We start from the raw sequence: 699 nt of genomic DNA on the forward strand, positions 1-699 counted from the left end.
CAAATCCATCAATCGTCTTTTAAATCTTGGTCTTATTCAAAGCACCAAAGAAGGATTTCAAGCGGAAAGGACACTCTGGAAAGCACTAGAAGATACAAATGAGCGGGAGAGAGAAAATTTAAGTGACCGACACTTAGAAACAGAAGAAATGCTGCAAAAAATTGTCCAAGCCTTTCAAAGGGAAAAAATCTATAGCGAAACGGAAGTCTTCAAGATATGCAACCTCTTTACGGTAGATTTTGCTAGATTACGGCGTACCCTTGTTGAGAGGAGCTTTTTACAACGCCATGGGGGCAAACATCAACGCGTGCATTAAAAAATACGATTTTTTTTGGGAATAATTTCAAAAGCAGGGAACTTTAAATAAAATCATCATCTTTTTCGATGCAAGCTTTACCCTGATTACATTTCAAATGGCATAAAAAAACAAATGATTTTTGCAGAACTTTTCACAAAACTGTTGCAATGAAGATAGAATAAAGAATGGATTTTATACTTGTGGAAACATGAGCATTTTCTTTTTTTACGTGCGAAGCACAATCAAATGCCCGCCTCTCTTTTATCCTACAAACATGTGTATGCTCTACACAAATACACCCCTCTTATCATCGGCATCACCCCAATAATCACAGGTGTGTTAGGTTTTATATTAAATAGCACTATGCAAAAAAAGGAATGTGATTATGGTTAGCGATCTCA

1 protein-coding gene is annotated in these 699 nt (G+C 36.3%); it reads left to right on the forward strand.

Going from position 1 to position 699, the window contains the following annotated elements; translation table 11 throughout:
• On the forward strand, positions 1-316 hold a 316-nt coding region (locus ACFINO_RS10555; RefSeq protein ID WP_375655803.1), incomplete at its 5' end, for a DUF2087 domain-containing protein.
• Between the last annotated feature and the right edge of the window lie 383 nt (positions 317-699).

Source organism: Bartonella sp. AA83SXKL, from assembly GCF_042196965.1.
In the GTDB taxonomy this organism is placed as follows: domain Bacteria; phylum Pseudomonadota; class Alphaproteobacteria; order Rhizobiales; family Rhizobiaceae; genus Bartonella.